This is a genomic window from Neisseria sp. P0009.S007 (genome assembly GCF_051962515.1).
In genome coordinates, this window is record NZ_JBQCVF010000165.1 from 1 (window position 1) to 3,325 (window position 3,325).

Sequence of the window (3,325 nt, forward strand, 5' to 3'; positions counted from 1 at the left end):
GGGACTTCAACGATGCCGACGTTGGGTTCGATGGTACAGAAAGGATAGTTTGCCGCTTCGATACCCGATTGGGTCAGCGCGTTAAAGAGGGTGGATTTGCCGACGTTGGGCAAACCGACGATACCGCATTTCAAGCTCATGGTTTTTCCTGAAAAGATAAAAGTTTAACGGCGGATTATAGCATATTGTAGAGGTACTCAAAACAGCCGCAATGCTGGTGTATATTCATCATAAAAAGGCCGTCTGAAAATTGTTTCAGACGGCCTTTTTCCGTGCTGCCTTAACCGGTATTACGTAAACCTTGCGCCACGCCGTTGATGGTCAGGTGAACCATCAGCAGGGCGTGAGGATTGTCGGGCTCTTTGCGCAGGCGTTTGAGCATGGCGACTTGCAGGCCGTTGAGGGCGTTCAAATATGGAATCCTCAAGGCAAGCGAACGGGCGAGGCTGCGGTTGTCGCGCAGGAGCTCTTCGGTTTGCAACAGGTCGAGCAGTGCTTTGCGGCTGCGTTGGTATTCTTCCTTAATCATGCCGAAGATGACTTTTGCTTTATCTGGCGATTCGCTCAAGCCGGCATAGTTTTCTGCCAAGGTGATGTCAGTTTTTGCCATTACTTGCTCCATATTGGAGAGCATGGCTTGGAAGAACGGATTGCTTTGGGCATGTTCGCGCAGGGCGGCCAGTGTGTCGGGATTGCCTTCGCACAAGGTTTCCACTGCGCTGCCGAAACCGTACCAAGCCGGCAGCATGAGGCGGTTTTGCATCCATGAGAATACCCACGGAATCGCACGCAAGTCTTGAATCCGCGCCAAGGTTTTGCGGCTGGCGGGGCGGCTGCCGAGGTTGAGGGTGGCAATTTCCTGAATCGGGCTGGTTTGCAGGAAGTAGTCGATGAAGTCGGGGTGGGTAATCAGTTCGCGGTAGTATTTGAACGATACGTCCGACAAGTCCTGCATCAGTTTGGCATCAGGGTCTTTTTTATCCGGCAGGATGCTGGCTTCCAACGTCGCGGCAACCAAGGTTTCCAAGTTGCGTTGGGCATTGCCCGGGTCGGCATATTTGGCGGTAATGACTTCGCCTTGCTCGGTAATACGGATTTGTCCGGCAACGCTGCCTGCAGGTTGCGCCAAAATAGCTTGGTAAGAAGGGCCGCCGCCGCGACCTACGCTGCCGCCGCGGCCGTGGAACAGGCGCATGCGGACATCGTATTTTTTGAAGAGTTCGACCAAGCCCAACTCTGCCTGATACAGACACCATGAGCTGGTAACGTAGCCGCCGTCTTTGTTGGAGTCGGAGTAGCCCAGCATGATTTCTTGGATATTGCCGCGGCTTTCGAGCAGGGCGTCATACCAGTCGAGGCGGAACATGGTTTCCATGACCGGACAGGCATTTTCGAGCGCTTCGATGGTTTCAAACAGAGGCACGATATTGATGCGGCTGTGCGGTTTGCCGTTTTCAACCACCAACAGGCCGCTTTCTTTCAGCAGCAATGCCAAGGCGAGCAGGTCGCTGGGTTGTTCGCAGTTGGAAATAATGCTTTGTGTAACGGCATCTTCGCCAAATTCGTCTTTGATTTTGCGCGCTTCGTTGAAAATTGCCAGTTCGTGGCGGGTATGGTCGCTGTATGTGATGAACGGGCTGTACAGCGGACGTTGATGGCTCAATTCGCGCAACAGGGCGGCTTGTTTTTGCTCTTCGTTCAGGCTGTTGTAGTCTTCCAAGCCTGCGTGTTGGAAAAGCTCGGCAACCACATCGGCGTGTTTGCCTGCGTGTTGGCGCAGGTCGAGCGGCATCATGTGGAAGCCGAACACGGACACGCTGCGGATAATGTCGGACAGACGGCCTTCTGCCAGCAGTTGGCTGCCGTTTTCGTGGAGCGAGCGTTGCAGTTTTTTCAGGTCGTTGAGGAACTCTTCGACCGTGGCATAAGGCTCGAGGAAGCCGAATTTGCAGCCCATGCCCAAACCGAGTGAGCGTGCCTTGCCCATGGCGCGTGCCATGATGTAGGCGATGGCGCGGCGGTAGGGTTCTTCGGTGCGGGCGATTTCTTCGTCAGGCGAGAGGGCGGCCAGTGCCATTACGTCGTCGTTGACTTTGACGCGGCGGATGGAGAGCGGCAATTCACGGTAGAGTTTGTCGAGTTCGCCACGATAGAAGCGGAACACTGCATCGGCATGCCGTCTGAACGCAAAACGCAAGGTTTCAGCAGAAACAAACGGGTTGCCGTCGCGGTCGCCGCCGATCCAGCCGCCGATTTTAAGGATATTCGGAACGCGGACGCCGGGATAGGCCGTCTGAAAATCGCGTTCCATTGTGCGGTAGAGTTTGGGCAGGGCTTCAAAGAAGCTCATCGGGAAGATGGATACACCGTTGTTGATCTCGTCGTTGACGCTGAGTTTGTGGCGGCGCGTTTCGCTGGTCTGCCACAAGCCCAAAAGCACGGTGTCGATTTCGCGGCGCAACTGAGCCAGTGCATCAGGATTGGTGCAGCGTTCGCGTTGCGGCAGCAGCGCGCGGATACGGCGGTTGAAGCTCAAGACGGTTTGGCGTTGCACTTCGGTCGGGTGCGCAGTCAAAACGGCGGTAACGACTGTATTGTCCAGTTGTTGTTGCAACGCTTTGCCGTTGACTTTTCCGGCCTTGAGTTTACGCACGGTTTCCGTCAGGCTGCCTTCGGCACTGTTGTGTCCGGCCTCTTCGTGGATTTGGCGGCGGCGTTCGTGGTGCACGTCTTCGGCGATGTTCAAAATCTGTGCGAACAGGCCGCAGGCCAGGGTTAAATCGTGGGTTTGTTGTTCATCTAATTGCGGCAACACCTTTTCAATCAAGGCAGCGCTGTCGTCTGAAGTCGATAATAACTTAACGGTTTCGACCACCAAAGGCGACGCTTCCTCATGCAGCAGATTGAAAAGAGACTGTTTTAAAAATTCCGCATCCGCCGCCAGAGCGGCATCTTTAGGATTGTTTAAGATATGCAGTTGCATGATTTTTCTCTTATTTAAATGTTAATTTGGGTTTGTCCCGAATCCATTGTATAGCAAATTTTTGTAAACTGCCAATGCTGCCGTCCGATACATTTCAAACCGGAAAACAGCCGTCCGTATCCGCCGCGTGGCCGGTGTCTGTAAAATGCCGTAAAATATTGGCTGTCAAAACAGAGGCGAGAAAACCATGATTGAATTTCCCAACCAGCCCGATTTTCCTGAACAACACACCGCCGTCGCCGTCGGCACCGTTAACATGAGCCAGCAGGCGATACGGGTGTTGATAGAGAATGCCACCGAAAAGGCAAGTATCCTGACCATCGCCCGCGTTGCCGCCATTCA

Annotated in this window: 2 protein-coding genes; both read right to left on the reverse strand. The window is 54.0% G+C overall.

The window, feature by feature from the left end:
* Positions 1–140 (reverse strand): GTPase (locus ACTHS3_RS10920; RefSeq protein WP_230277518.1); only part of this gene is annotated, 140 nt, incomplete at its 3' end.
* A gap of 140 nt (positions 141–280) precedes the next feature.
* Positions 281–2,983, reverse strand: coding sequence for a phosphoenolpyruvate carboxylase (gene ppc / locus ACTHS3_RS10925; protein WP_440367954.1), 2,703 nt, complete (start codon positions 2,981–2,983; stop codon positions 281–283).
* Positions 2,984–3,325: the final 342 nt, after the last annotated feature.